The organism is Acinetobacter sp. ANC 4218, from assembly GCF_002135245.1.
Lineage (GTDB): Bacteria > Pseudomonadota > Gammaproteobacteria > Pseudomonadales > Moraxellaceae > Acinetobacter.
On the sequence record NZ_NEGD01000004.1, the window covers coordinates 184,837 to 209,917 of the forward strand.

Here is a 25,081-nt window from a genome sequence, read left to right on the forward strand (position 1 = left end):
TTGTTGTTAGACACGTTTAAAAATCAGGGAGGTATTAATTCCTCCAAAAGCAAAATTGTTAGTAATAACTATGTCGGCATGCATATTTCTTGACTGTTTAACAATGTAATCCAGATCGCCACAGGCCGCATCAATTTCATCCAGATTTAATGTCGGTATAAACTGGCTACGCTGCATCATCTCGATACTGAGCCACGCTTCAATTGCCCCACATGCGCCCAGCGTATGCCCGAAATAGCTTTTTAAAGAGCTGATTGGCTTTTTGCCCAGTACGCGAGCAGTGGCTTGCGTTTCAGCAATATCACCCTGATCGGTGGAGGTTCCATGCGCATTGACATAGTCCACCTGGTCTGCTGCAATTTGCGCATCTGACAGAGCCAGCTGGATACAGCGTCCCATCATTTCAGCATCTGGACGGGTGACATGCTGACCATCGGTGTTGCTGCCGTAACCGATGATTTCTGCATAAATTTTGGCGCCGCGTGCTTGGGCATGTTGATATTCTTCCAGAATTAAACAGCCTGCGCCTTCACCCACCACCAGGCCATCACGCTTGCTATCGAATGGACGCGGCGTTTTTTCCGGATGCTCATTTTGACTACTGGTCGCCATCAACACATCAAATACCGCGGAACCTGCGGCACTGAGTTCCTCGGCACCACCTGCCAGCATTACAGTCTGCTTGCCATATTTAATGGCTTCATAGGCCTGACCAATCGCCATGGAACCTGAGGTACAGGCACTGGATGTCGGTAAAGTTAAACCTTTCAAGCCAAAATAAACGGTCATGTTGACGGCACTGGTATGCGACATCATGCGGATATACGTGGTGGCATTGAGTTTGTTCATATTGTTGTCAATCAACATGCTGCCAAACTCGCCAATTGCATCGACACTGCCAGCAGATGAACCGAAGGCCACACCAGTTTGACCACTGTTTAAAATCGGGTCATTTAACAGACCTGCATCTTCCAAGGCTTTTTCAGCACAGACCGTTGACATCAGGGCCACCCGACCCATGCCGCGGGTCACTTTACGGTTAAAATGCTTGGGAATGGTATAGGATTCGACCGGACCACCCAGTTTGCTGCGCAAGTCGGTATACACCTCCCAGTCCGGCATATAGCGAATACCGCTTTTGCCCTGTTCAAATTGTGCAAATACCTGATCTGCGGTTTCACCTAAAGAGGTGATTCCAGCCATGCCCGTCACTACAACACGTTTCATCAAATCAAGCCCCCATTGACCGAAATCACCTGTCGGGTGATATAACTGGCATCATCACTGCATAAAAATTTCACTACTTTGGCGACTTCATCAACCTGCCCCATACGTTGTAAGGGAATCATTTTCAGAGCATGTTCTTTCACTTCTTCAGTGACCATTTCGGTTTCAATCAAGCCCGGTGCTACACAGTTCACGGTAATTTTGCGTTTTGCCAGTTCCAGTGCCAAGGCTTTGGTAGCACCAATCAGTCCCGCTTTTGCTGCACTGTAATTGACCTGTCCCCGATTACCCATCAAACCTGAAACCGAAGATAAAGTCACAATGCGGCCGCCCTGTTTCAGCCGAATCATCGGCATCACCAGAGGTTTGAGTACATTGTAGAAACCATCCAGTGAGGTCGAAACCACCTCATCCCAGTCACTGTCGGTTAAGGCCGGAAATGCCGCGTCACGGGTTAAACCGGCGTTGAGAACAACACCATAGAATGCGCCATGCTCGGCAACATCCTGCTCCAGCAATTGCAGTACTTTTTCACGTTCATTTACATCAAATAACAGTGCATGGCTGGCTTGGCCTAAAGCACGGATTTCTTCAACCACCTGTTCGGCTTCTTGTTGTCTGGAGCGCGCATGGACGGTGACATCAAATCCAGCCTGTGCCAGTTGCAAGGCAATCGCTTTCCCAATTCCACGGCTTGAGCCTGTTACTAAAATTCGTCTACTCACACTGTATCCTTAAGTTCTTCTTTCATTTCTGGCGGCTCAAATACACTCAACATGGCACTAAAGCGATGTTCCCGGTATTCAATTTCACATTGAAACTGCCCCAGCCCCTCATGTAAATAGCCCTGTTCTGCTTTAATCCTGACGGTTTCACCTAAAGCAAAATAAGGCACAGGCAACTGCATTTTACGCGTACCTAATAAAAAACCAATTTTTGGCGGCAAACCTGACATTTTTCCTTTATGTCCGGCATAGACACTAATAGTCTGTGCCATCAGTTCAATACTGCTCCAGGTTGGCAAGCCTTCCGCTTCACAAAACATCAATTCGGGACGAATCACCAGTTCGGCAATGGCAAAATTGTCACTGGCTTCAATCAGATGATCGACAAACACCATCGGCTGTTCATGCGGGATAAACTGTATAGCATCCATCATTTCAGTTTTGTTCCAAAAATTAGGCTGATATTGCTGCCGCCAAAGGCAAAAGAATTACTCATGACATATTCTATCGGTTGTTGCAACTGCGCATTCAGCACATAGTTGGCTTCATCCAGTTCCGGATCAATACTGCCTGAATGATGCAAAGGTAACCAGGACTGATCGGCTAACACCTGCTGGCAAATTACGGCTTCAATGGCTCCAGCGGCTCCCAGACAGTGCCCTGTTTTATGTTTGCTGCTGCTGATCGGTACTTCATATTGCTGGAATACCGTCTGCACGGCTTTGATTTCCATGGCATCATTTTGTGGTGTAGCCGTTCCGTGCATATTTAAATAGCCAATCTCACTGGCGCTAATGCCGGCTATATCCAGCGCCTTTTGCATGGCTTCGGCAGCCCCTTTGCCTTCCGGATGCGGTGCAGAAATATGCCAGGCATCCATCGACTCCCCGGCGGACATCAACATCACAGGGGCGCTTTCTTTGGACAATAAAAACAGTCCCGCCGCTTCGCCAATATTGATGCCGTCACGCTGTGCACCACAGGGCTGACACAGACCATTGGACAGGCTTTCCAGACTATAAAAACCATTTAAGGTCAAGCGGCACAATGTATCAACGCCACCGACCAGTACCGCATCCGCCAGACCAGCATTAATCAATCGCTGTCCTGCCGCCATAGCTTTGGCACTGGAAGAACAAGCCGTGGAAATGGTATATGCCGGGCCTTCCCAGCCCAGATACATCTGCAGGCCTTTGGCTAAGCTGCCCATTTCCTGTTTATAGTGATTAATTTCAATTTTGCTGTGATGGTTAAAATACTGTTTCAGCAATATTTCATTGTCAGCAATGCCGGAGGTCGATGTGCCCAAAATAATTGCCAGACGTTTGCGATCAAACTGCGCAGTATAATCTCGGATTTCGCTTTCAATCGAGCTTAACGCCGTTAAAGCAAAACGTAGATTACGCGAATCGACATCCTGCAAAAATGCGGGAACAGTTTCGATTAAAGGCTGCTGATAGGCGCCTACCCAGACCTGTTTTTCCGGAATAAATCCTGAACGAAGGCTCAAGGTATTTTGCTGCGTGGTCAGCGCCTGTCTGATCTGTTCAGCGGTATTTCCGAGTGCAGATAGACCGGCACTCAACTGAATGCCGACTGCAGGATATTGTGTGATTTTATCGCCCATGCTCATCCCCCTTATTCAGTGCTTTGCACATCTGAGTTTTCCCCCTCTGTGCTGGTCAGGCCTTCGCTGATAGGACTGATGACCATCTGGTACGGTACCTGCAGATTGTTCAGCTCAATGGCCCCGTCCTGCTGTTGAATATTCAGCACATGCTGCTGATTGATCCATACTTTCCAGGTCTGAGCCGAAGTTTCAATGCGGACATTCTGCTGCAAGCGGGCAAAATCCGGATAGGTGGCATAGAGAATGTCGCGCACCACAAATTCAAATGGCAACAGCTTCATTGGTGCAATGCGCTGTTCGACATCAACCTTGCGGCCATCAAAACTGAGCTTGAATAACTGCTGCCCTGTCAGGGTCAAAGCCAGCATTTCCAGCTTTTGACCTTGTTGTTGCTGATACAGTAAAAAGCTGAAACTGTGTTCTTTCCATTGAATTTCTAACTGATCCTGACGCTGGTAGTTTTGTGCAGTCCAGGCAGCCGTTGTCAGACCTGGTGCTTGAGGCAGCATGGACTGGCAGCCACCGCATAGCAGGACTGCACCGAGCAAAATCCCCGTCCATTTCAGTTTCATTCTAGGCACCGTTCATCTCGACGTGTTGTAACTGCGGATCACGGCAATATTCTGCCAGCGTGCTTAAACGCTTTTTGGCATTTTTATAAATTGGATTGTTGCTGTCCCAGGCATAGCCGGCCAGTAAGGAAGAGACCATGCGGCGGATTTTGTCATCCTGATTTTTCGAGAACACCACATCCTGAAATTCACCGCTGTACCATGATTCCACATAGGCACGGAACACATGAATACCGGCACGTAGCGGTTTTTCATATTGCTCCGTCCAGTCGACCGGCTGTCCTTGCAGCTGCTGATCAACCAGTGGAATGGCCAGACTGGCAGATTTCAGGGCAATGGTCACACCGGAAGAAAATACCGGGTCGAGGAATTCACCGGCATTACCCAATAAAGCATAGTTACGCTTGGCCAGATGTTTGACATCGGCAGAGTAGCCCACCAGGGTACGCACCGGCATGTCAAATTTGACATTGCGCAGCACATGCGACAGGCTTTCTTCATCTGCCAGAATCCGCGGCAACAAGGCATTCAGATCATAATCGGCACTGCCATCAAAGCCATAGCGTTCAAAGAAATCCTGCTCGGCTACGACCCCGAAAGAGGAACGGCCATCAGCAAATGGAATCAGCCAGTACCAGGCACGTGGGTCTTTGGCATGTACCGTAATCAGGATTTTTTCCCGGTCAAATTCCGGGTCATCCAGAATGCCATCTTCAATATGAGTAAACACGGCACGACGTACCGGAAAATCGGATGGGCTTTCCAGATCGAGGAATTTCGGTAAAATCCGGCCAAAACCGCTGGCATCGAACAAAAATTTGCCCTGAATCTGATACACATTTTGCTGTTCATCTTTGACCGTTAAAATCGGATGTTCGGGCTGAACATTGACATCAATCACTTCATGGCCGAAACGGATGTCGGCACCGTATTTTTCTGCCTGCTGTGCCAGTAAATGGTCAAAATTGGCACGGCGCACTTGCCATGTGGTGCCGGGACCATCGCTAAATTTCTCGCGGAAATCATAAAAACTGCGCTGCTGCCCCTTTAAAAAAGCCGCGCCATTTTTAAACTGGAAGGCAAACTGTTCGACATGCTCACGCACCGTATCCAGCAATCCGGCTTCCTCTAGAAACACCATCGATTGCGGCAGTAATGATTCGCCAATGGAAAAGCGTGGAAAATGCTGTTTTTCGATGATCGTGACCTGATAGCCTTTCTGGCGCAGTAATGCTGCTGCCGAACTCCCCGATGGCCCTGCGCCAATAATCAATACATCTGTGTGTTGCATGGTGCTCATTGCACTGTACCTTATTTTTTCAGCTCTTTGGCTGATACTGTTGAAGCACAACATGTTTGGCATCGGATGATGTAAACAATGTTGCATAGATAAATGAAAAAATAACCCCAAATAAAACCGTCAAACCAAAGCAGTGAATGGCATAAGTCTGGCTAAAGGATAATAACCCGAAACCTAATAAGGTCGACATCATACATAGGAATAAGGCCATGCCAACTACTTGTGGATGATCATGTCCATGTCGGTAAAAAATGGCATAGTCCACCCCAATCCCGATAATCAGGAAAGTGCCCATAATGCTGAACAGATTGATTTCCACTCCGAGCCAGGCCTGAATGGCGAAGGTGGTCATTAAAGCCAGACTGACCGGTAACACCAAAGGCAAAACCGACTTAAGCCCATACAGTATCCCCAAACCAATCATCAGGCAGACTAAGGCAGAAAGCAGCAACCACTGTGCCTGAATACGGTGTTGCTGGAACAGTTCAGACAACTGGTTTACCGGACGCAATAACTGTACCTGTGGACTATTCAGCTGTTGCAGGGCAGCCACATCATGTACATTTTGCAGCAGCACCAGACGCTCGGTTGGGCTCATTTGTAAAAAGGCCAAAGGATGCTGACTCATTTCAGCTGGACTGAGTAAAGGCTGCCGGGCCAACTGTTTTTGCCAGGCCAAGACCTCTGCCTGATTCAGCTGCAATGCTGCGGCATAGTCCTGCAAGGCACTAGTCGGAATGGCTTGCAACAATTGAATATTGTGTTGCTGCTGTGCTTTGGAGGGCAACCATTGACCGAGAGCCTGAAAACCTTCCAGCTTGTTTTGCGCCTGTAACAGTTGCAATTTTTGCAGCAATTGCTGTTCATTCTGTTCCAGCTGCTGCAGCGTATCACCATGCACCACAAAGTATTCGCTGCTTTGCTGCTGCATAAAGCGTTCACGCACATACTGGTCTTCCTGTTTCAGCTGTTGATCCATACTTTGCAGGTTACGGATATCATCATTGCTTTGCAGCAACATCAGGCTACTGCCGGTGACCACGGTAATGACGGCGATCAAGCCATAACGCAGCCCCTTTCTGGCCTGAATAAAGGTTCGGGCTTGGCCAATAAAACTCAAGCGGCGAATCGCCGGTTCAGCATTTAATGCCGGCAGTCTTGGCAACAATAAAATGCTGGTGATCCATGCCGCAGCCAGCCCCACCATTGAGAAAACAGCAATCTGCCTAAAGCCTGGAAATGGGGTAAAGCTGAGGAAAATATAAGCCACCAATGTCGTCATCAGACCCATAAACAGACTGGGCAACAGCGGTTTCAGTACGGCAAAACCGTTAATATGCCGATGCTGTGATTGCATCGCCATAAAGTAAAAGGAAAAGTCGACACAGACTCCGACCAGACTAGCACCAAACACTAAGGTCATCAGGTGAATTTCCCCAAACACTGCATGGGTGATGGCAAAGGCCACCAGACAGCCGGTGCCTACAGCAATCATTTCCGTGAGCATGGGACGAACCGAGCGGAAACCAAACAGCACCAGGAAGAAAATCCCGATGGTCGAACCGACCCCAATGGTGGAAATCTCTTTTTCCGCCGAGGTGGTACCGAACTGGGCAAACAATAACGTTCCGGTCCAGTGCGGCTCAACTCGCATCTGTTTCAATTTTAAATTTAACTGTGCAATCCATGCGGCAGTTTTTTCCTGATAATCAATATTGTAAGGGCTATTTTTGAGCTGCAAAACGATAAGGCGGGAAATGCCCTGCTCATCGCGAATGGTGGCAAAGCCATCTTCCAGCGCAATATCCGGGTTCACCTGTAAACCGGATAAGCTGACAGCATAACGTGGAAATAATAAGAGCGGATCTTGTTGTAACAGCTCTGCTGTGACCGGCATACCCGGACTCATGATCTGCAACAGGCCCTGTTCGCTCAGCGCGGCATAATCCTGTTGCTCCAGCAGCTTTTGATCTGTGGATGACAGCAAACCGGCACGATGCTGATACAACACCTGGGCAAACTTGTCACTGTCCAGCTGTGCATGTAAGGGCTGCCATAAATCACTTTGTGCCACCTTTTGTTTAAAAGTCGCTGTGGCTTTGGTCAGGGTGGCATCATCCTGGGCATTCAGCACCACAAAGACTTTGTCATTCAGCTGCTGACTGACATATTGCTGCGCCCGTTCCAGCCGCGGGTCATGGTGGGCTTCCGGCAATAAAGCAAAGATATTGGTTTGAATATGAATGTCTTTTTTCAGCCATGCACTACCCAGCGCAATGGCAATCACGCAGAGTACAAGCAGCCACAGTGCGGTAAATTTATTTTGCCAGTTGGAAAAGTGCATTTTCCTCAGCCGTTAAGGTTTGGGGTTGGGTGGTTTGCTGGCTAAAGCGAATGCTGGTGCTGTTATTGGCTTTCTCGCGAATCACAATACGGTCCACATAACGCTGCCCTTGCGCATCGACCCGGACAAACAGTTTTTTAAATAAACTGCTTTTCGGGGTTAAGGCCACAGTCCACTGTGCCGGACTATAACTGGCCGAAACAATACTAAAGTTTTTGGCTAAAGCCGCTTCATTCCCCGACATCAGCTGCAAGAACATAGTCGCGACCGAACCATAAGGAGATTTATCAATTTCAATCTGGCTATAGGTCCGCTGGGTTTTTTGCACCAGTTTACGTGGGGTCACAATCAGGTCAGCCTTGACCGGATTCTGGATTTTCCAGATTACGCCATGCGATTTGGAAAATAACACCGTGCCTTTGGAGATGAAAGTTTTGTTCATACTCGCCAGTTTTTTTTGCTGTTCAAAATTGGCCCGCACCGTTGGTGTTTCGGAAAGTTGAGCAAAGATCTGTCTGAGCTGCGGATTTTGCGCATGTACTGCTTGTGACAGCAACGTGATCAGCGACAGCAGTCCAGCCAGGAATAATCCTGCTGCACGTGGTAGATTGAAAGATGTCATCTTGCTTTACTCCGGCTTAAATTCAGACCAGGCATTTAAACGCTGCAATAAAACTTGCGGCGACTGGAAACACATTTCCCGACTGGCAATATCTACCGCCACTTGCGTGGTATAGCCTTTGGTGAGCCTTTTTCCACTTTCGGCATCAAAAATCTGGTATTCAATTTTCAGGCGGTTTTCCCATTCTTTTAAAATGGCGCGTACCCGAATTTTCTGCTCAAATAGGATGCCATGCGCATAACGCACATGACTTTCAATCACCGGCCATGCATAGCCAGAAGCGCGCATCTGCTTATAGTTATACTGAAACTGGTCCAGCAACTTGCAGCGGGCAATTTCAAAATACTTTAAATAATGCCCATGCCAAACCACGTCCATGGTATCCACATCATGAAAGGGCACTTCTATAATCACATCGGCATGCATCGTCTGTTTCCCATCACGTTTAGCGAACAAGTCCACTGTTCAATAATTGCAGATTTTCCAGTCGATCCACCAGTTGCTGCAACTCGTGCTGCAATGACCGGTCTTCCACCACGTAATCAAAGGTTTGTAACACCCAGGCCTTAAATGTGGCGAGAACTTCAGACAATTTTCCATCCAGAGTTTTTAAATGAATGGCTTGTACACTGGCACAGCACAGGGCCGCAATCACCTGTTCGGTCAGTACGATCACACGGCTGGCGTCACGTGCGGCAATGGTACCCATACTGACCTTGTCCTGGTTATGACATTCGGTCGAGCGCGAGAAAATCGAAGCAGAAAGGGTCTGTTTCAAGGCTTCTGCCGTCCATGCCGACACGCCAATCTGCACCGCCTTAAAGCCATGATTCAATGGTAGGCGCTCGTCGGTTGCCCCAGTTAAATTACGCGGCAAACCATTATTCATTTTATAGTCCACCAGTTGCGCCAGCTGACGGTCCATGAGGTCGGCAATATTGGCAATCATGATTTTCAGGCTGTCCATGGCCTGGGCAATGTGACCGCCATAGAAATGCCCGCCGTGCAACACACGCAAGTTCACCGGATCAATCAGCGGATTGTCATTACTGGAATTCAGTTCATTTTCAATAAACTGGCGCAGCCATACTTTAGAATCTTCAAATACGCCAATAATATGCGGTGCGCAGCGTAGCGAATAACGGTCCTGCAGACGTGAACTTTGATGTTCAGTCTGTACTTCACTGTTCAGCCAGTCACGCAGCTGTGCGGCAATATTTTGCTGGCCCGGATGCGGTTTTTGCGCAAACAGCACTTCATCAAAATGGCTCGGATTACCTTCCAAAGCCAAGACATTCAGCGCGGTAATACAGGTACTGGCCAAGCTGATCTGTTCAGCTTTTTTATAGTTCAGGCAGGCAATCGCGGTCATCACCGCCGTACCGTTCATCAGTGCCAAGCCTTCTTTGGGACGCATCACTAGGGGTTCTAGGCCTTTTTCTGCATAAACCTGACTGACCGGAACAATCTGTCCCTGATCATACACATCGCGCTCACCGACCAATGCGCCGGCAATATAGGATAATGGGGTTAAATCGCCACTGGCCCCCACCGAACCTTCAGAGGGAATCACTGGAATCACGTTTTCATTTAACATCCAGACCAGACGTTCCAGCAGCGCATGCGAAACCCCGGAATAGCCACGTGCCAGCGAGCACAGGCGTGTCACCACTACTGCACGCGCGGTAATTAAATCCAGATTTTGTCCCAGACCACAGCCATGAAAACGCGATAAATGCAAAGGCAGTTCATTGACCTGATGCGCAGGAATTTCCACCAGACAGGAATCGCCATAACCGGTGGTCACGCCATAAATCACGCCTTCATCCTGCAACAGTTGATCCAGAAAATCAGCACCGCGCTGAATCAAATTGCGCCACTCATTCGAGTCCGGTAAAGCCACGCGTTTTTCCTGACGTGCGACTGCCACCACATCTTCAATTGAAAGTGGACTTTCCCCAATAACTAAAACTTGCATTAATCTTTGTTCCAAAAATTATAAAAATTAAACCATTGATACGGCGCACGAATACAGTGCTGCTCAAGGAGTGATACATATTCACGGATGGTCGCTTGCATGGCTTGCAGACGGTTGTTACGCGGAAAATTCAGTTGTTCCGCAATCGAATGGATATGTACTTCAAAATGAGTACCGACCCGATAACAGAACACGGCCAGCACTGGCACTTTCAGCAAACTGGCCAAAATCCAGGCCCCTTGCGGCCAGTTCGCCTGTTCAGCTAAAAATGAAACGGATTGAACCCGGTCTGACTGCACCGGTACGCGGTCTGCTGCCACAATCACCCATTCACCCTGATCGAGTTTTTCCTGCAAAATCAAGGCAGTTTCAATACCCAGTTCATCCACCGAAATCAAATTGACATCGGCATGATGATTGAGTTTTTTCAGGAACTGGTTAAATTTGGTGGCATGTTTTTGATAGACCAGCACATTAATTTTTTGTGGATATTCCGACTTGATCGCTCGCAGCAACTCGATATTGCCAAAATGCGACACCACAATGACAGCCCCCTTTTGATAGCGGGCACGAAAATGCTCATGACCATGCAACTGTAATTGCTGCTCGGGAATATTGCCCAGCCAGCCTTCAATTTTATCCAGAATACATTCGCCAAACTGCATAAAATGCTGATAGCTATGGGTCAGACTCGGCGTATGCGGAAATGGAGAGTTTTGACCGGCAAAATGGTGCAATCGGGTCAAATATTGCATTGAAGCCTGACGTGCTGCGATCGCAAACAGCCAGTACCATAAAATAATAAAATACAGCAATATGCGACACAGCCATCGCCCGCCTACGCGATAGAAAGCCAACATCAAAGTCAACGGCAACATACCGCCACGTTCTTTGATGTCATTCCATTGGGTCGGGTTCAGATCAGCCACAGTATCAACCTTGCATTTTTTGTCGCAATAATTGCGGCAAACGAATCAGCATCCCACCCAGCAATTTGGCATGAGTCTGACTCATCCCCCAGTTGTCACGCCAGGCGTTGAAATGGGAAATGCCATCTTCCGGATAAATGACTTTGGTCGGCACATTGATAAAAAATACATTGGCCCACTTTAAGCGCACCAGAATCTCGCTATCAAAGCCCATACGCGGCTGAAACTTTGCCGAATCCAGCACCTGAATGGTAGGTGCTAAGGGATAGACCCGGAAACCGCACATGCTGTCCTTGATGTCCAAGGACAGGCTGTTAATCCAGACCCAGATATGCGTGGCATAACGGCCATAAAGGCGTTTTTTCGGCACTGATGCATCAAAAACCGGCTGACCGATAACCATCGCTTCCGGGTGTTGCTGGGAAATTTGCAGGAATTTTGCCACATCCTGCCAGTCATGCTGACCGTCAGCATCGAGCTGCAAAGCATGACTGAAACCGAGCTTGTGGGCATGGCGCAAACCAGTGATGACAGCCTGGCCTTTGCCCTGATTATGCGTGTGTTCAACCAGATCCACCCGGGGATGTTTCAGCACAATATCATGTAAAAGCTGGGTACATGCGACATCACTACCATCATTGACCAGAATGATCGGCATTTGAAACTGGTCCAGATGGGCGACCAAAGCTTCAATATAATGAGGATGGTTATACACCGGAATGACAAAACAATGCTGCATAAATCGTCCTTTTTAAGCCGGTTCGGTAGGTATATGAAACAGCAATCGACCAGAGGCCAAGGTCTGCTCTGCATGGCAAAGCTCAAAACTGACTTTGTGCAATTTTCTGGTCAATTTCAGTTGCAACACCATATACGGTTGAATCAGGTCCTGAAATTTTAATTGCTCAAAACCGTTACACCATTCCAGCTCTGCCCAGCTCTGACGGGCAAAATGCTGGATGAAACCGATTTGTCCTACTCCCGGGAAAATAGGTTTGCCCGGGAAATGCCCTTTAAAACATTCCAGCTCAGGTGAAAACTCCAAACGATAGAGCGCCTGCTCTGACTCATGGTGCTGTTCCAGTACTATAGGCAACAACATCGGTTGAAATAAGGATTTCATGTAGTGTTTATTCAGCTTGGATTGGGCATTTTGCGGTAATTGTGTCAAAAATCGCCACTGTCTGGGAATGGCAATGCCTTCCAGCTTGGACTTTAACTGTGCTTTGATGGCTGCCACATATTGCGCTTTGGAACCTTGCTTTAACTGTAGTCTGGCTGAATCGGACAACACCACTACACAGGCTAAAATCTGACGATGTTCCCGTTCAAGAATCAGCACATGACACTGTACGATGTCATCCAGATCGATAATTTTCTGCTCGATGGCATCCAGACTTAAACGTTTTTCTTCCAGTTTAACAATCCGGTCCAAGCGACCCAACAAATGAAATGGACTTTTCAAATTGCCCGGCTCAATGACTTCGACCTTATCGCCAGTAAAAATCCAGTCTTCACTAAAAGCATGATTGGTTCTGACCTGGAGTTCCTGCTGTTCACTGGCCTGAATATCGACATTAGCAAAAGGCATCCACAAGGCATCATCTTGCTGGCGATGGGCAATTCCCCCGGTTTCCGAACTGCCAAACACTTCGGTAATCGGCCGGTTCAGATACGGTCGTACGCCGGATTCCAGTTTCCCGCCGGATGAATAAACGGTCAGGCAATCTTGTAACACAACATCACTGGTCCAACGCTTTAACAGGGCCGGACTGGAAATCACATAGTTGTCGAGCTTGAAAATACTGAGTTTTTTCTGGATATCAGCTACATCTTCCGGAAAGGCCAGCTGTGCCTGATAAAAACAGCGACCGCTTGCCAGTGGCCAGAATAACTTAAACAGCAGGCCATAAATATGCTGATGGCTCACTGTGGCAATCGCAATCGCCTGCTCAGGCAACTGAAAACTGGCATCCAATCCCTGCACTTCATTGAGTAACTGACGCAAGCTGCGTGGAATTTTCTTCGGCTGACCAGTTGAACCGGAAGTGTAAAAATAGATTTGCGCCTGATTTAAAAAGGCATCATCCAGATTGAGTTGAATCGGCTGGTTGTGGGAAACAGCTACAGGCTGGCGCTGCAAGAAATAAATGTTCTGTTCAGCCAGTTCTTTTTCTAAGTCACTGACCCGGTGCGGAGGTAGTAATACCTGTTTTTTGGCCAGCAGTGCGGCAAACAGCAGTACTAAAAACTGGTAACTGTCAGGTTCCCAAAGTGCCCAGCTGTCCTGGGCAAGTGACTCAATGGCCTGGCTTTGTTGTATCACATCCTGCCAAAAATCCTGAAAGCGGATTGGGCTTAAATCAGGCTGAATGCACAGTGCTTTCTGTGAATGAAGATGACTTTGAAAATGACACAACATAATATTCTATTTTTATTCCTGAATTTGATTTAAGCGCTGTTGCCGCTTACGCAAGATAAATTCGCCCAGTAATAGTAGCCCCATCAACACATAGGAAATAAAGCCGTTATATAGCACCCAAGTCTGCATGGAAGCAAACAAGACTGTCGCCAAGGCAATCAAGGCATTCAATACAAAAAAACCGCACCACACCATGGTGACTTTACGGGTCCAGATCACGCCTGCTTCGGGTAAATCTGGTTCAGCCAATCGGGCAAAACGCTCAATCATGGACGGTGGACGGATTAAGGTGGAGGCAAAAATCATACATGCCCCGACACTCATCAATACCGGATACAGTTTCAGCCAGGCATGATCTTTTAAAATCAGGCTCAAACTGCCGCATAGAATAGCAAAGCCAGTTAAAGGCCACAGCAAGGCATTACCCTTGCTCAATAAACGCAGCACACCCAGTACAATCAGCAGACTGCTGACCCAGATATATTGACCGTGTGCCAAGCTATAGCCCACTAAAAAGGGATAAAGAAGCAAGCCAATTGCCACTATCCCTTTCAAGAGCCATTTCATGCAGCAGACATGTTCTGAATTACGGTTACCACATCCTGCACCGTACGGACATTTTTAAAATCTTCAGGATTGACCTGCTTGCCGGTCAGGTCCTTGATTTTGACCACCAGATCAATTGCATCAATACTGTCGACATCCAGATCATTCGCCAAATTGGCATCCAGCTGAACATCTTCAGGGCTAATTTCAAACAGATCTTCCATCCATTCTCTAAGTTTTTCCAGTACTTGTTCCTGAGTTAGCATGACTACCTCTTATACCTGTTGCTGTGCTTCAACCAAAGCAACCAGGCTCTGAATTGATTTAAAATGTTGTTTGGTTTCGGCCGATTCAGCATTCAAATGAATGTTGTAACGCTTTTTCAAAGCCAGGCCAAGTTCCAAGGCATCAATAGAATCCAGACCCAGACCATCGCCAAATAAAGGGGCATCGGTGTCAATATCTTCTATGCTGATGTCCTCAAGGGCTAGAACATCAATAATCATTTGCTTTAATTCATCAGCAAGATTGCTCATTTTTTAGATAACTCTTGGTTAAAAAATTGGTGTAATTGATGATTGAGCTGACGCACATTTTTGGGATTTACGCTGGCATCGTCCAAAAGATCATCGACTTGAATGGCATCCAGTACCTTCACCTGAATATGAAAGGGCTGTGAAGGAATGTGATACCACTTTTCATTCTTGGTTAAGGTTGAAGGGGTACAGCTAATCAGCACCGGACGAATCGGCACATTGGCGCGAATGGCAATATTGGCCGCCCCACGCTGAAACTCATTCAGCAATTCCCCTTTGGCGGTCCGTGTTCCTTCCGGAAAAATCAGCAGCGATGCCGCCTGATCCTGCCGGAGCTTTTCCACACAGTCATGAATAAATTGCTCAGAACCGGCATTTAAAATATAACCGGCACTCTGTACTGGACCTTTGGTAAAGGGATTCGACCATAGTGCTTGCTTGACCACACAGTTGGCCTGTTCCATCAGCCCGATCAGCACCACCACATCCACCAGTGTCGGATGATTGGCAATCACCAGTTCCTGCTGACTGTGCTGTAATTTTTCCAGACCTTCGATGTCATAGGTCATAATTCCCAGCTTGACCATCATTTCGGTAAAGCCCTTGAAACTATGCTTAATCACCTTTTGTGCACGCTGCTGACGCAAGTCTGGATTGCGGGTCGATAAATTTACCAAAGGGGCAACCAGTCCGCCAATGGCCACACCGCCAATACCAAAACTGGCAAAACTAAACCCGGTTGCGCCCACACGCCACAGGTAGTTGGCTTTTTGTTTAAGTTGATCTGGTTTTAACATGTTTGCCACGCCTGAGTATGCAGGGGAACTTGATTCTGTGCAGATTGCTGCCAGAAATCATGAAAATTGAGTGCGTCTTTATATTTATGGCAATGATTGCCTAGCGCTTGCATATCCAGTTGCAGGTTAGGTGCGTCAAGACCAACAATTGCCGACATGGCAAAGGCTGTAAAAGGCTCAGCTTCCTGATAAAGTGCCGGTAATGCCTCGTCATAATACACCACCAGAACGCGTGGATTGGGTTGCATTGTGGTTTTTAACCAGGCATAGGCTTCAATCAGCGCTTCACTCCACGAAGCCGCCAGACTGGTCGACGGGGTCGCATCCTGACACAAAATCGAATACAACCCGGCAATCGCATTATGCACCGAAGTGGAAAACTGGGTGGGTGATGGCGTCTGATCTTGCAGCACATCGGCCAGAATGTTTAAAGTTTTATGTTCATCGCCATATTGCGAAGCCCAAACAATATAATCTGCCCGTTCAGCATTCAGCGATTGAATGGCACTGCTTAAAGCGAGTTTGGCAATCCCTGACAAACGTCTGCGCTGCATGGCTGGAATTTGTTCTAAGGCGGCAACGGTTTCATCGGCACGACTTATGCACAGTTGTGACACATTGATTTGAAGCATTGCCCTAATTTTCCATACCCAAAAATATTTTAGCTCGAGGCTATTTTAATTGGCGGGATTATAGCATTTGTAATAAAAATTACACAAAACGTATCTTGTATAATATCAATTGTTTAAATTTATATTTTTGATTTCATTGTTTATTTTATTTGAAAACCCTTAAGAAATTGATCAAACATAAAAAAACCAGCAACAGGTGTTGCTGGTTTTTATTGCATCAGTGCAATGTTGAATTAATTGCCTTGCACCAAACGGCGCGCACTAATAATGCCCGGCTGTTGTTCCAAACGCGCTAACAGACGTGATAACTGGGCCAAACCTTTAACCTCAATCAACAGTTTCATATTGGCAATACCATCCGCTTCAGAAATGGTATTTACCTGACGAATATTGATCTGATCCGAGAAAATCACTTGAGTCAGGTCTTTCAGCAGACCGCGACGGTCATAGGCTTCCACCACAATCTGTACACTCTGGCCACGGGTCGGCTGCATTTCCCAATCCGCTTCGACGGCACGTTCAGGTTCCTGAGAAATCATGCGTACATAATCCGGACAGGCCACCTTGTGAATACTGACGCCACGATTCAGGGTGATATAACCGCCAATCGATTCGCCATGCACCGGCTGACAACATTGGGCAATATGCAGTTCCACATTGTCTAAACCATCAATTAAAATGCCATGTGCAGACAAGGTATGGCTAGCACGCGGATTCAAGGTCGGTTTGAGTACCAGTTCAGGCTCGTCCTGACCGATATGCATATGACGGTTGACCTGATTGATCAAGGAATGCAGGCTAATGTCGCCATTCACCAGACCGATCAGAATATCTTCACCCAACTTGACGTTGAAATGATTGCAATAGTCACTTAAATCAATACTTTTCGGGTGAATCGCCAGACGTGAAAGCTCTTTATTGAGAATTTCACGGCCTACTTCCAGATTTTTACTGCGGTCTTGCTGTCTAAACCAGTGACGTAACTTATCCCGTGCCCGGGCAGTTTTAATGTAGCCCAGTGAATTGACCAACCAGTCCCGGTTCGGCTCGCGATCTTTTTTGGTTAAGATTTCAACCTGCTCACCGGTTTTCAAGGTATAGGTCAGCGGCACATAGCGCTGGTTAACGCGTGCTGCATAACATTTGTTACCCACTTCGGTATGCACGTGATAGGCAAAATCCAAAACAGTCGAACCACGTGGTAACTCTTTGATATCGCCATCACGGCTAAACACATAAATTTTTTCGAAGCCTTCAAAATCTTGAATCTGTTCAAAATTTTCCGGTTCATCCTCTACTTTATGCGCGCTGGCATCATTACGTTCCTGATAATGTTCCAGTACAGCACGTAAAGAATGTAAACGATGATTAAAGGAATGATCAGTATTTTTAGCACCTTCTTTATAGTTGAAGTGCGAACATACCCCAAGCTCGGCTTCTTCATGCATATCCTTGGTGCGGATTTGCACTTCAAGCGACTTGTTCTCTGCAATCACGGCAGTATGCAATGACCGGTAGCCATTGGCCTTCGGGTTGGTAATGTAATCATCAAACTGATGCGGAATATGGCGCCAGATTTGATGCACAATACCCAAGGAGTGATAACACTCAGGTACGGTTTTAACCAAAACCCGCACTGCACGAATATCATAGAGCTGGTCAAAGCTTAAGTTCTTGCTTTTCATTTTTCGATAAATCGAATAAATGTGCTTCACCCGACCGCTAATTTCAGCTTCAATCCCATGGCTGGCCAGTTCAGTTTTCAACTTATCAATCACAAACTGGATGTACTGCTCACGCTCCAGGCGCTTCTCATTCAGCAACGAGGCAATTTCTTTATAGCGCTCCGGGGCCAGATAACGGAAAGCGAGATCTTCTAGCTCCCATTTAAGCTGGGCAATTCCCAGACGGTGTGCCAAAGGCGAGTAAATGGTCAGAATTTCACGCGCAACCCGCTCCTGACGTTCCCGAGAAGCTTGAGTCAGTTCACGCAAGGCATAGGTACGTTCAGCCAGCTTGATCAGCACCACACGAACATCTTCGGTCACGGCAATCAGCATTTTATAAATGCCGCTTAAATGTTCGCGCTGGTTGTTATTAAAATGATCTTCCAGACGCTTGTTCTTTTCAATCAGCTCGGACAGCTTACCCATCGCCAGTGTCCCTTGCACCAGACTATAGACTTGCTCACCAAAATGTTGCTGTACTTCTTCCAGCGTCATCACGCCTTCACGAACGCTACGATACAGCATTGCAGCAGACAAGGTCGCTTCATCAACATGCAGATGCGCCAGAATATCGGCCATTTCAATGCCGGTATAAAAGGTATTGGAACGATGGTTGACCGTACTTTGCAGTTCTTTCTGCAAAGTTAAATGCGCTACATCTTCGAGTTGTTTTAGCGCCGTATCATCTAATATGCCACGAACCCGATTTAACCATTCAGCCAAATCTTGTCGAGCTTGTTCGGCATGTTCTACAGTCGCTTCCTCCGACAACTCATTGAGACGTCCAGGAAGCTGCTCACGTACTGTGACCATACCCTACTCCTACTTTTTTACACTTCATATTATAAATCGTTTATTTCGTTGTATTTTTCGAATAAGGCAATAGATTCAACATGTCCCGTATGGGTAAACATATCCATTACCCCAGCCTTTCTTAATCGATAACCATGTTTCACCAGCACACCCGCGTCTCGCGCCAATGTGGCAGGATTACATGATACATAAACGATTCTTTTCGCACCAAATTTGGGCACATAATACATTATTTCCTCCGCCCCTGAGCGTGGAGGATCAATCAATAATGCATCAAATCCCTGATTTGCCCAAGAATGATGCGAAAAATCTTTTGTTAAATCTTGTGAATAAAATTTTACGTGATGCATACCATTTTTCTTGGCATTTTCTGCACCGCGTCGAACCATTTCTTCACTTCCCTCCACAGCAACCACTTTTCCGGTTTCACCGACACAACGAGCTAAGGGTAAGGAAAAGTTTCCTAAACCACAAAACAGGTCAAGTACGCGTTCACCTTGCTGCAATTGAAGCAAATCACATGCCAGCTTCACCATCTGAGGATTAATGGTGGAGTTGACCTGAGTAAAATCAAGCGGATTAAAGCCAAATTTCACCTCAAATTCATCTAAAGCATAATGCAAACGCATCGCTGCATTCGGATCGTCGATACGATGCAAACTGTCGCTGCCCGCAGGCTGCAAATACAGTTGCCACTGTCTGTTTAACGCAAACTGTTTTAATCGGTTGACATCATCGGATGACAATTTTTCAGTATGGCGAACCAGCAGTGCAATATCCTCATCACCCATGGCCAATTCTACATGACCAATCGCTGCTTTGCCCTTTAGACTTTCGAGTAACTCTCTCAAAACCTGAATAGAACCGAACTCACGATCTAACACCATACAATGCTCAATCGGCGTCAGCTTATTGCTCTGACGTTCACGGAAACCCACCACCAACTGATCTTTAACTGGAATATAACGCACGCCGATACGCGCTTTACGGCGGTAGTCTTCACGTTGAGAGCGTAAAGGTGCCAACCATTGTTCAGGCTGGATGCCGGCAAAATGTTCCAGATGCGACTTCAAGACTTCCTGTTTGAGCCGGATCTGCTCATCTTCTTGGATGTGCTGCATATTACAGCCACCACAGACACCAAAATGCGGGCATTGCGGCTGAACACGCAAATGCGAAGGCTCACTCAGAACCTCCACACAATCGGCTTCTTCTAAACGTTTCACCACATGGGTGATTTGCGCTCTAACCGTCTCCCCCGGTAAGGCATAGGCAATAAAAACTTTTTTACCGTGCTTGTCACTCGGATGATCGGGATGCGATCCATAGTGCGCGATTCCCCGTCCTTCATGTGAAAGAGACTCAACCTGAAACGTGTAAATCGGATGCTGAGCTGGACGTGGCTTGGTTCTATGTTTCATGAATACCTAGGGTGTGGGAGAGATAAAATCTGTGGCGGTAAATTCGGTATGTTGTGAAGTTTCACGCCATACCTGAAGAAAATTTGCATGTTGCGGTTGATGCTGTAAATACTGGATGGTGGCTTGAACCCAGTAACGGTGCTCTTCAGTCAGTAACTGCCCCTTGAGCAATAACCAGCGCAAGTAGATCAGCCAGGTATTCAGCACATCCCCTTCACAGTAGCTGGTCAATTTTAACCACTGCTGTTCACGGACATATTCTGGAACATGGTAAGCACCATCACCGCGCTTGCCCGGGAAACCAAGTAAGTGGGCCACATCATCCAGTTTCTGGAAATGACGGCCATTGAACATCGCCATGACATCCATCAAATCGACATGGCGCTGATGGTAACGGTTCTGGTAATTATTATAACGCTTTTGCTGGTCAATTTCGCCCTGATCAAACAAACTCGGTGCCGACAGACCGTGATACATGGCACGGAACAGAATCACCGGCAAATCAAATTGTGAACCGTTCCAGCTCACCAAGGTCGGATGGCGCTTGTCAAAAATGGACAGGAATTTTTTTAAAATCTCTGCTTCGCCGTATTGCTCACGGCTAAATGAAAACAGTTTCATGGCACCATTTTCGTCAATCCAGAGACCAGAAATACAGACAATTTCATGCAGCGGCAAACGCTGGAAATCCATGCCCGATTCCTGACGGCGCAATTTCATTAACGCCTGCTCAAGATCCGCTTCAGGCAAATCCAGATGATATAAATGCGCACCTGACTTTAAATCAGTCAGCGTTTCGATATCAAAAATCAAGACAGGTAGGCGCATTTCATCTCACAGTTTTTAATTATTCAGGGTCGACTACAGAGAATAAACCTGTAGACAGATAGCGGTCACCACGGTCACAAACGATGCAGACAATTACAGCGCCAGGATTTTCTTCCGCCAGTTTAATGGAAGCCCACACGGCACCGCCTGATGAGGTTCCGGCACTGATGCCTTCTTTGCGCGCCAATTGACGTGCAGTTTTTTCCGCTTCAATTTGCGGAATATCGATAATACGGTCAACACGTTTCGGATCAAAAATGGTAGGCAGATATTCTTGTGGCCAGCGACGGATACCGGCAATATTGGAACCTTCCGAAGGTTGCAAACCGACAATCTGAATATCCGGATTCTGTTCTTTTAAGTATTTTGAAATCCCCATAATCGTACCTGTGGTTCCCATGGAACTGACGAAATGGGTAATTTTACCGCCGGTTTGTTGCCAAATTTCCGGACCAGTCGTCCGGTAATGGGCGTCCACATTGTCCGGGTTGCCAAACTGGTTCAAGACCAGTCCTTTCCCTTCTTTTTGCATTTGCAGCGCCATATCACGCGCCTGTTCCATATTTTCAGACTCGATCAGCTCGGCGCCATAAGCACGCATGGCATCTTTGCGTTCCTGACTTGAACCTGCAGGCATAATGAGTTTCATTTTATAGCCACGCATGGCAGCCACCATCGCCAAGGCAATTCCCGTATTTCCACTGGTCGCTTCAATCAATGTATCACCTGGCTTGATTTGACCACGTTTTTCAGCTTGCATAATCATATTGTACGCTGGGCGGTCTTTTACCGAACCTGCAGGATTGTTTCCTTCAAGTTTAGCCAATACTGTTGCTTGAGTATGACTTGCCAAACGTTGTAAACGCACCAAAGGAGTTTTCCCTACATAGTGGTCCAGTAAAAATTCGTCAGCTTGGAAATCAGGGGTAGTATTACTCATTATTTGCACCTATATCGAGGTGCGCCTATTGTATGAAAAAATGCTTCCTCCTGCACCCATTTAGCAGGCTTTTTATTGAAAGTGATTAAAGCACAGCCAGTTTTAAATAAAGCGTGCTAATATGCAAAGCATAGGGAATCAACTGCTTTAACCATGTCAAATATCAATAAAAAGTTATTTAAGCGTCTACACTTAAATCATGCTTATGGACAACTCATCGCCATGATTTTTGTCCCCATTATGGTTTTGGCATGTGTGGGGGCATTGCTGGTTTTATCCGAAACATCCAATGCCTCACGTGCGCAGCAACGTCAGATGGCCATTGCGATTGTGACCCGCTATCAGCTTACCGCCGAAGCTGCATTCGATCTGCTCAACCGCTATCCCTGGCAATATGATCAGGCCCGTAATACCCTGCAAGTGATGCTGGATGAAAAACATCTCATTCGTGCCGCAATTATTGATCCTCAAGGCAGAAACCGTTTAAGTATTGGTTTTCAAGATCAGGAAGCTTGGCCCAAGATTGACGCTAAAGCCGATTTTGTCGGGCCTATCCTGCATAATCACAATCATATCTATGCCTTAAAAATCAATGAACATACGGACAACCCGGCCACACTGGTGATTGAGCTGGATAACCAGCCCCTGGAAATTGCCCATTACCGGGTCATGATTGTACTGATTGCCACTGGTCTACTGACTTTATTACTGCTGTTACTGTGCCTGAATTTCTATTCACGGCGCTGGATTGCGCCGATGTACGAAATCCGGATGCAGTTACAGCGCCTGAATGCTGACACCCTTGATCAGCACATGGTGATTAACAGTACCGGTGAATTGCGCTTGTTGCAGCGTGATATTGCCAATGTGGTCAAGCGGCTGCACTTCAGCTTTCTGGAACTCAAAGAACATACCGAACAGACTGAAGATGATTTACGCCGCACTTTAGATACCCTGGAAGTTCAGAACATTACCTATCGTCAGGCACGCGACCAGGCGATTTCTGCCAACCAGTCCAAGTCTGTGTTTCTGGCCAATATCAGTCATGAGTTGCGTACTCCGTTGAATAGTATTGATGGCTTTATTCATTTATTGCTGCGTCAAGGCAATCTGAGCAATGAACAAAACCTGTATCTGCAAACCATTCGCAAATCATCTGCCCATCTGCTGGCGCTGATTAATGATGTGTTGGATTTCTCCAAGATTGATGCTGGCAAACTGGAACTGGAAACAGCACCATTTGATCTGGAAGAAGCGATTTTTGATGTGATGGATATGCTTTCGCCATTGGCAGCGCAAAAGCATATCGATATGGCCTTTTATTATGCCGACAATGTGCCGACACAAGTGATTGGCGATGCCTTACGCTTCAAGCAGATTCTGACCAACCTGATATCCAATGCCATCAAATTTACCCCGGATGGCGAAATTATTGTCCGTGCCCGCATGGAACATGATGATATCGGGCAATGTTTATTACACTTTAGCGTGCAGGACAGCGGCATTGGCTTAAGTGGTACAGACCGAAAAAAACTGTTTGAATCCTTCTCGCAAGGCGATGCTTCAGTGACCCGTCAATTTGGCGGCACAGGACTTGGCCTGGCCATTTCCAAACAGCTGGTACATTTGATGCAGGGGCAAATTGGCTTTGAAGACAACCAGGAACGCGCGCCGACCGAAAAAGGCTCAACCTTCTGGTTTACCGCCATGTTTGTGGTGGATGAAGAGATTGAAATTGTACATCCGCACTTTGAACAGATGCAGGTGGTTTCCTATTTAGCCCATCCTGCAACCGCCAACATTTTGCGCCATTATCTGGAAAATTATGGGGTGCATCATGTCGAAACCGGCTCGATTCTGGACCTGTTCAGCCAGCTGAACAAATTCTCGAATAACGATGAAAATACCTGGCTGATTGTCGACCATAGCGGCGATGGCGAAGCCCTGCTGAAAGAAATCCGTCAACGCTACCATGGCAATATTGCCGTGTATGGCTATCAGATGGCGCTCGATCCAAGCATGCTGAACGAGTACCGAGCACGACCGCTGTATCAACCACTCAGCCGTAGTGCCTTGATTCAACTGCTCAGCAATCAGCCTGTTTTCGAACAGGATGTACATGAAGAGTTTAATGGACAGGGTCTGCATGTACTGGCTGTGGATGACCATTTACCGAACCTGATTGTTCTGGAAGCACTACTTGCAGAATTAAATGTCACCACCACCAAAGCCTTAAGCGGCCAGGAAGCCATTGAAATTATTCAGCAGCGCATTGAACAGGAATTACCTGCATTTGATGTGGTGTTTATGGATATCCAAATGCCGGTGATGTCCGGGATTGATACCACCCGTGCCATTCGCTCGCTAGAGTCGACCTTGGAAAATCATAAACGTCTGCCGATTATTGCCCTGACCGCACATGCCCTTGCTGATGAAAAACAAAAACTGTTGCAGGTCGGTATGGATGATTACGTGACCAAACCGATTCAGATGGAACAGATTATTCAGATTCTGACCCACTGGACTTCGGAAAGCTTTAAAAAGGCTAAAAGTATAGAGAAGTCTATTCTGATTGAAGCGCTGGATCCCAATATTCTGGATTGGCAACAAAGCCTGCAACTGGCAGCCAATAAAGAAGATCTGGCCATCGATTTACTGAAAATGCTCATCGACAGTTTCCCGACAGAACTGGATGAAATGCAACAGTTGATTGAAATGGAAGATTTCCCGCAACTGGAACATGTGCTGCACCGCTTATATGGGGCAACCCGTTATGTGGGTGTTCCTCGCCTTCAGGAAGTCACCGGTGGATTCGAACAGTTTGTTTCTGCTTTACGTAAAGAACGCCGCAAGGCGGATGAAGCCTTTATTCAGGAAACCCTGAAACGCTTTGATGAATTACAGTCGGTCATTCAGCAGGTTGAACAGGCCTCCCAGCAAATTTTAAACAGACTAGGGATCTGATCAGGAGTTATCTGAATGTTGAAAGTCACGTCTATCTTTAGATGTGACTGTGCTGTCATGTATCGCGGCATGTATCAGAGAAATACCCATGTTATGCTCAAAACAATAGAAAAATACAGGTCTCTACA

Annotated in this window: 23 protein-coding genes; 1 reads left to right on the forward strand and 22 read right to left on the reverse strand. The window is 46.9% G+C overall.

Going from position 1 to position 25,081, the window contains the following annotated elements; genetic code table 11:
- Positions 1-6: 6 nt before the first annotated feature.
- From B9T38_RS05580 to cysM, 22 genes are all read right to left on the reverse strand, one after another.
- Positions 7-1,227, reverse strand: coding sequence for a beta-ketoacyl-ACP synthase (locus B9T38_RS05580; RefSeq protein WP_086195840.1), 1,221 nt, complete (start codon positions 1,225-1,227; stop codon positions 7-9).
- The gene (locus B9T38_RS05585; RefSeq protein WP_086195841.1) at positions 1,227-1,952 is read right to left on the reverse strand and encodes a 3-ketoacyl-ACP reductase FabG2; all 726 of its coding nucleotides are present in this window, start codon (positions 1,950-1,952) and stop codon (positions 1,227-1,229) included. Before B9T38_RS05585 ends, B9T38_RS05580 begins: the two co-directional genes overlap by 1 nt.
- A complete protein-coding gene (locus tag B9T38_RS05590) occupies positions 1,949-2,386 on the reverse strand; it encodes a hotdog family protein (protein WP_086195842.1) in 438 nt (145 codons plus the stop codon). The genes B9T38_RS05585 and B9T38_RS05590 overlap by 4 nt, the downstream gene beginning before the upstream one ends.
- On the reverse strand, positions 2,383-3,579 hold the full coding sequence (locus tag B9T38_RS05595; RefSeq protein ID WP_086195843.1) for a beta-ketoacyl-[acyl-carrier-protein] synthase family protein: 1,197 nt from the start codon (positions 3,577-3,579) through the stop codon (positions 2,383-2,385). Before B9T38_RS05595 ends, B9T38_RS05590 begins: the two co-directional genes overlap by 4 nt.
- A gap of 11 nt (positions 3,580-3,590) precedes the next feature.
- Entirely contained in the window at positions 3,591-4,154 is a 564-nt protein-coding gene (locus B9T38_RS05600) for a DUF3261 domain-containing protein (RefSeq protein ID WP_086195844.1), read from the reverse strand.
- Position 4,155: 1 nt separating this feature from the next.
- Positions 4,156-5,454: an NAD(P)/FAD-dependent oxidoreductase gene (locus tag B9T38_RS05605; RefSeq protein WP_086195845.1), complete on the reverse strand. Its 1,299-nt coding sequence runs from the start codon at positions 5,452-5,454 to the stop codon at positions 4,156-4,158.
- A 19-nt stretch (positions 5,455-5,473) separates the two neighbouring features.
- The gene (locus tag B9T38_RS05610; protein WP_086195846.1) at positions 5,474-7,798 is read right to left on the reverse strand and encodes an MMPL family transporter; all 2,325 of its coding nucleotides are present in this window, start codon (positions 7,796-7,798) and stop codon (positions 5,474-5,476) included.
- Positions 7,773-8,420: a LolA family protein gene (locus B9T38_RS05615; protein ID WP_086195847.1), complete on the reverse strand. Its 648-nt coding sequence runs from the start codon at positions 8,418-8,420 to the stop codon at positions 7,773-7,775. Before B9T38_RS05615 ends, B9T38_RS05610 begins: the two co-directional genes overlap by 26 nt.
- A gap of 6 nt (positions 8,421-8,426) precedes the next feature.
- Positions 8,427-8,846, reverse strand: a complete 420-nt coding sequence (locus tag B9T38_RS05620) for an acyl-CoA thioesterase (protein ID WP_086195848.1) — start codon at positions 8,844-8,846, stop codon at positions 8,427-8,429.
- A gap of 19 nt (positions 8,847-8,865) precedes the next feature.
- The gene (locus tag B9T38_RS05625) at positions 8,866-10,398 is read right to left on the reverse strand and encodes an HAL/PAL/TAL family ammonia-lyase (RefSeq protein ID WP_086195849.1); all 1,533 of its coding nucleotides are present in this window, start codon (positions 10,396-10,398) and stop codon (positions 8,866-8,868) included.
- The gene (locus tag B9T38_RS05630; protein ID WP_086195919.1) at positions 10,398-11,276 is read right to left on the reverse strand and encodes a lysophospholipid acyltransferase family protein; all 879 of its coding nucleotides are present in this window, start codon (positions 11,274-11,276) and stop codon (positions 10,398-10,400) included. Before B9T38_RS05630 ends, B9T38_RS05625 begins: the two co-directional genes overlap by 1 nt.
- Positions 11,277-11,331: 55 nt before the next feature.
- Positions 11,332-12,066: a glycosyltransferase family 2 protein gene (locus B9T38_RS05635; protein WP_086195850.1), complete on the reverse strand. Its 735-nt coding sequence runs from the start codon at positions 12,064-12,066 to the stop codon at positions 11,332-11,334.
- 12 nt (positions 12,067-12,078) lie between these two features.
- A complete protein-coding gene (locus B9T38_RS05640; RefSeq protein ID WP_086195851.1) occupies positions 12,079-13,749 on the reverse strand; it encodes an ApeI family dehydratase in 1,671 nt (556 codons plus the stop codon).
- A 12-nt stretch (positions 13,750-13,761) separates the two neighbouring features.
- Complete coding sequence (locus B9T38_RS05645) at positions 13,762-14,316, reverse strand: COG4648 family protein (RefSeq protein WP_086195852.1); 555 nt, start codon at positions 14,314-14,316, stop codon at positions 13,762-13,764.
- The gene (locus tag B9T38_RS05650; protein WP_086195853.1) at positions 14,313-14,561 is read right to left on the reverse strand and encodes an acyl carrier protein; all 249 of its coding nucleotides are present in this window, start codon (positions 14,559-14,561) and stop codon (positions 14,313-14,315) included. The genes B9T38_RS05645 and B9T38_RS05650 overlap by 4 nt, the downstream gene beginning before the upstream one ends.
- Positions 14,562-14,570: 9 nt before the next feature.
- A complete protein-coding gene (locus tag B9T38_RS05655) occupies positions 14,571-14,831 on the reverse strand; it encodes a phosphopantetheine-binding protein (RefSeq protein WP_086195854.1) in 261 nt (86 codons plus the stop codon).
- Positions 14,828-15,637, reverse strand: a complete 810-nt coding sequence (locus B9T38_RS05660) for a lysophospholipid acyltransferase family protein (RefSeq protein ID WP_427929936.1) — start codon at positions 15,635-15,637, stop codon at positions 14,828-14,830. The genes B9T38_RS05655 and B9T38_RS05660 overlap by 4 nt, the downstream gene beginning before the upstream one ends.
- Positions 15,622-16,260 carry a beta-ketoacyl synthase chain length factor gene (locus B9T38_RS05665; RefSeq protein ID WP_086195856.1) on the reverse strand — a complete coding sequence of 213 codons (639 nt, stop codon included), beginning with the start codon at positions 16,258-16,260 and terminating at the stop codon, positions 15,622-15,624. Before B9T38_RS05665 ends, B9T38_RS05660 begins: the two co-directional genes overlap by 16 nt.
- Before the next feature lie 233 nt (positions 16,261-16,493).
- The gene (locus tag B9T38_RS05670) at positions 16,494-18,800 is read right to left on the reverse strand and encodes a RelA/SpoT family protein (protein ID WP_086195857.1); all 2,307 of its coding nucleotides are present in this window, start codon (positions 18,798-18,800) and stop codon (positions 16,494-16,496) included.
- Between the two features lie 29 nt (positions 18,801-18,829).
- A complete protein-coding gene (rlmD, locus tag B9T38_RS05675) occupies positions 18,830-20,221 on the reverse strand; it encodes a 23S rRNA (uracil(1939)-C(5))-methyltransferase RlmD (RefSeq protein ID WP_086195858.1) in 1,392 nt (463 codons plus the stop codon).
- A 6-nt stretch (positions 20,222-20,227) separates the two neighbouring features.
- Positions 20,228-21,049: a 3'-5' exonuclease gene (locus B9T38_RS05680; protein ID WP_086195859.1), complete on the reverse strand. Its 822-nt coding sequence runs from the start codon at positions 21,047-21,049 to the stop codon at positions 20,228-20,230.
- A 19-nt stretch (positions 21,050-21,068) separates the two neighbouring features.
- Complete coding sequence (gene cysM, locus B9T38_RS05685; protein ID WP_086195860.1) at positions 21,069-21,989, reverse strand: cysteine synthase CysM; 921 nt, start codon at positions 21,987-21,989, stop codon at positions 21,069-21,071.
- 153 nt (positions 21,990-22,142) lie between these two features.
- Between cysM and B9T38_RS05690 the strand changes: the two genes are divergently transcribed.
- Positions 22,143-24,953, forward strand: coding sequence for a GacS-like sensor histidine kinase (locus B9T38_RS05690; RefSeq protein WP_086195861.1), 2,811 nt, complete (start codon positions 22,143-22,145; stop codon positions 24,951-24,953).
- The last annotated feature ends 128 nt before the right edge of the window (positions 24,954-25,081 follow it).

Coding starts and splice junctions, on each gene's coding strand:
- B9T38_RS05680 (WP_086195859.1), bottom strand. CDS start 21,049: ATGCGCCTACCTGTCTTGATTTTTGATATCGAAACGCTGACTGATTTA.
- B9T38_RS05635 (WP_086195850.1), bottom strand. CDS start 12,066: ATGCAGCATTGTTTTGTCATTCCGGTGTATAACCATCCTCATTATATT.
- B9T38_RS05630 (WP_086195919.1), bottom strand. CDS start 11,276: ATGTTGCCGTTGACTTTGATGTTGGCTTTCTATCGCGTAGGCGGGCGA.
- B9T38_RS05590 (WP_086195842.1), bottom strand. CDS start 2,386: ATGATGGATGCTATACAGTTTATCCCGCATGAACAGCCGATGGTGTTT.
- B9T38_RS05645 (WP_086195852.1), bottom strand. CDS start 14,316: ATGAAATGGCTCTTGAAAGGGATAGTGGCAATTGGCTTGCTTCTTTAT.
- B9T38_RS05600 (WP_086195844.1), bottom strand. CDS start 4,154: ATGAAACTGAAATGGACGGGGATTTTGCTCGGTGCAGTCCTGCTATGC.
- B9T38_RS05605 (WP_086195845.1), bottom strand. CDS start 5,454: ATGAGCACCATGCAACACACAGATGTATTGATTATTGGCGCAGGGCCA.
- B9T38_RS05650 (WP_086195853.1), bottom strand. CDS start 14,561: ATGCTAACTCAGGAACAAGTACTGGAAAAACTTAGAGAATGGATGGAA.
- B9T38_RS05665 (WP_086195856.1), bottom strand. CDS start 16,260: ATGCTTCAAATCAATGTGTCACAACTGTGCATAAGTCGTGCCGATGAA.
- B9T38_RS05610 (WP_086195846.1), bottom strand. CDS start 7,798: ATGCACTTTTCCAACTGGCAAAATAAATTTACCGCACTGTGGCTGCTT.
- B9T38_RS05670 (WP_086195857.1), bottom strand. CDS start 18,800: ATGGTCACAGTACGTGAGCAGCTTCCTGGACGTCTCAATGAGTTGTCG.
- cysM (WP_086195860.1), bottom strand. CDS start 21,989: ATGAGTAATACTACCCCTGATTTCCAAGCTGACGAATTTTTACTGGAC.
- B9T38_RS05620 (WP_086195848.1), bottom strand. CDS start 8,846: ATGCATGCCGATGTGATTATAGAAGTGCCCTTTCATGATGTGGATACC.
- B9T38_RS05690 (WP_086195861.1), top strand. CDS start 22,143: ATGTCAAATATCAATAAAAAGTTATTTAAGCGTCTACACTTAAATCAT.
- B9T38_RS05655 (WP_086195854.1), bottom strand. CDS start 14,831: ATGAGCAATCTTGCTGATGAATTAAAGCAAATGATTATTGATGTTCTA.
- rlmD (WP_086195858.1), bottom strand. CDS start 20,221: ATGAAACATAGAACCAAGCCACGTCCAGCTCAGCATCCGATTTACACG.
- B9T38_RS05640 (WP_086195851.1), bottom strand. CDS start 13,749: ATGTTGTGTCATTTTCAAAGTCATCTTCATTCACAGAAAGCACTGTGC.
- B9T38_RS05625 (WP_086195849.1), bottom strand. CDS start 10,398: ATGCAAGTTTTAGTTATTGGGGAAAGTCCACTTTCAATTGAAGATGTG.
- B9T38_RS05595 (WP_086195843.1), bottom strand. CDS start 3,579: ATGGGCGATAAAATCACACAATATCCTGCAGTCGGCATTCAGTTGAGT.
- B9T38_RS05580 (WP_086195840.1), bottom strand. CDS start 1,227: ATGAAACGTGTTGTAGTGACGGGCATGGCTGGAATCACCTCTTTAGGT.
- B9T38_RS05615 (WP_086195847.1), bottom strand. CDS start 8,420: ATGACATCTTTCAATCTACCACGTGCAGCAGGATTATTCCTGGCTGGA.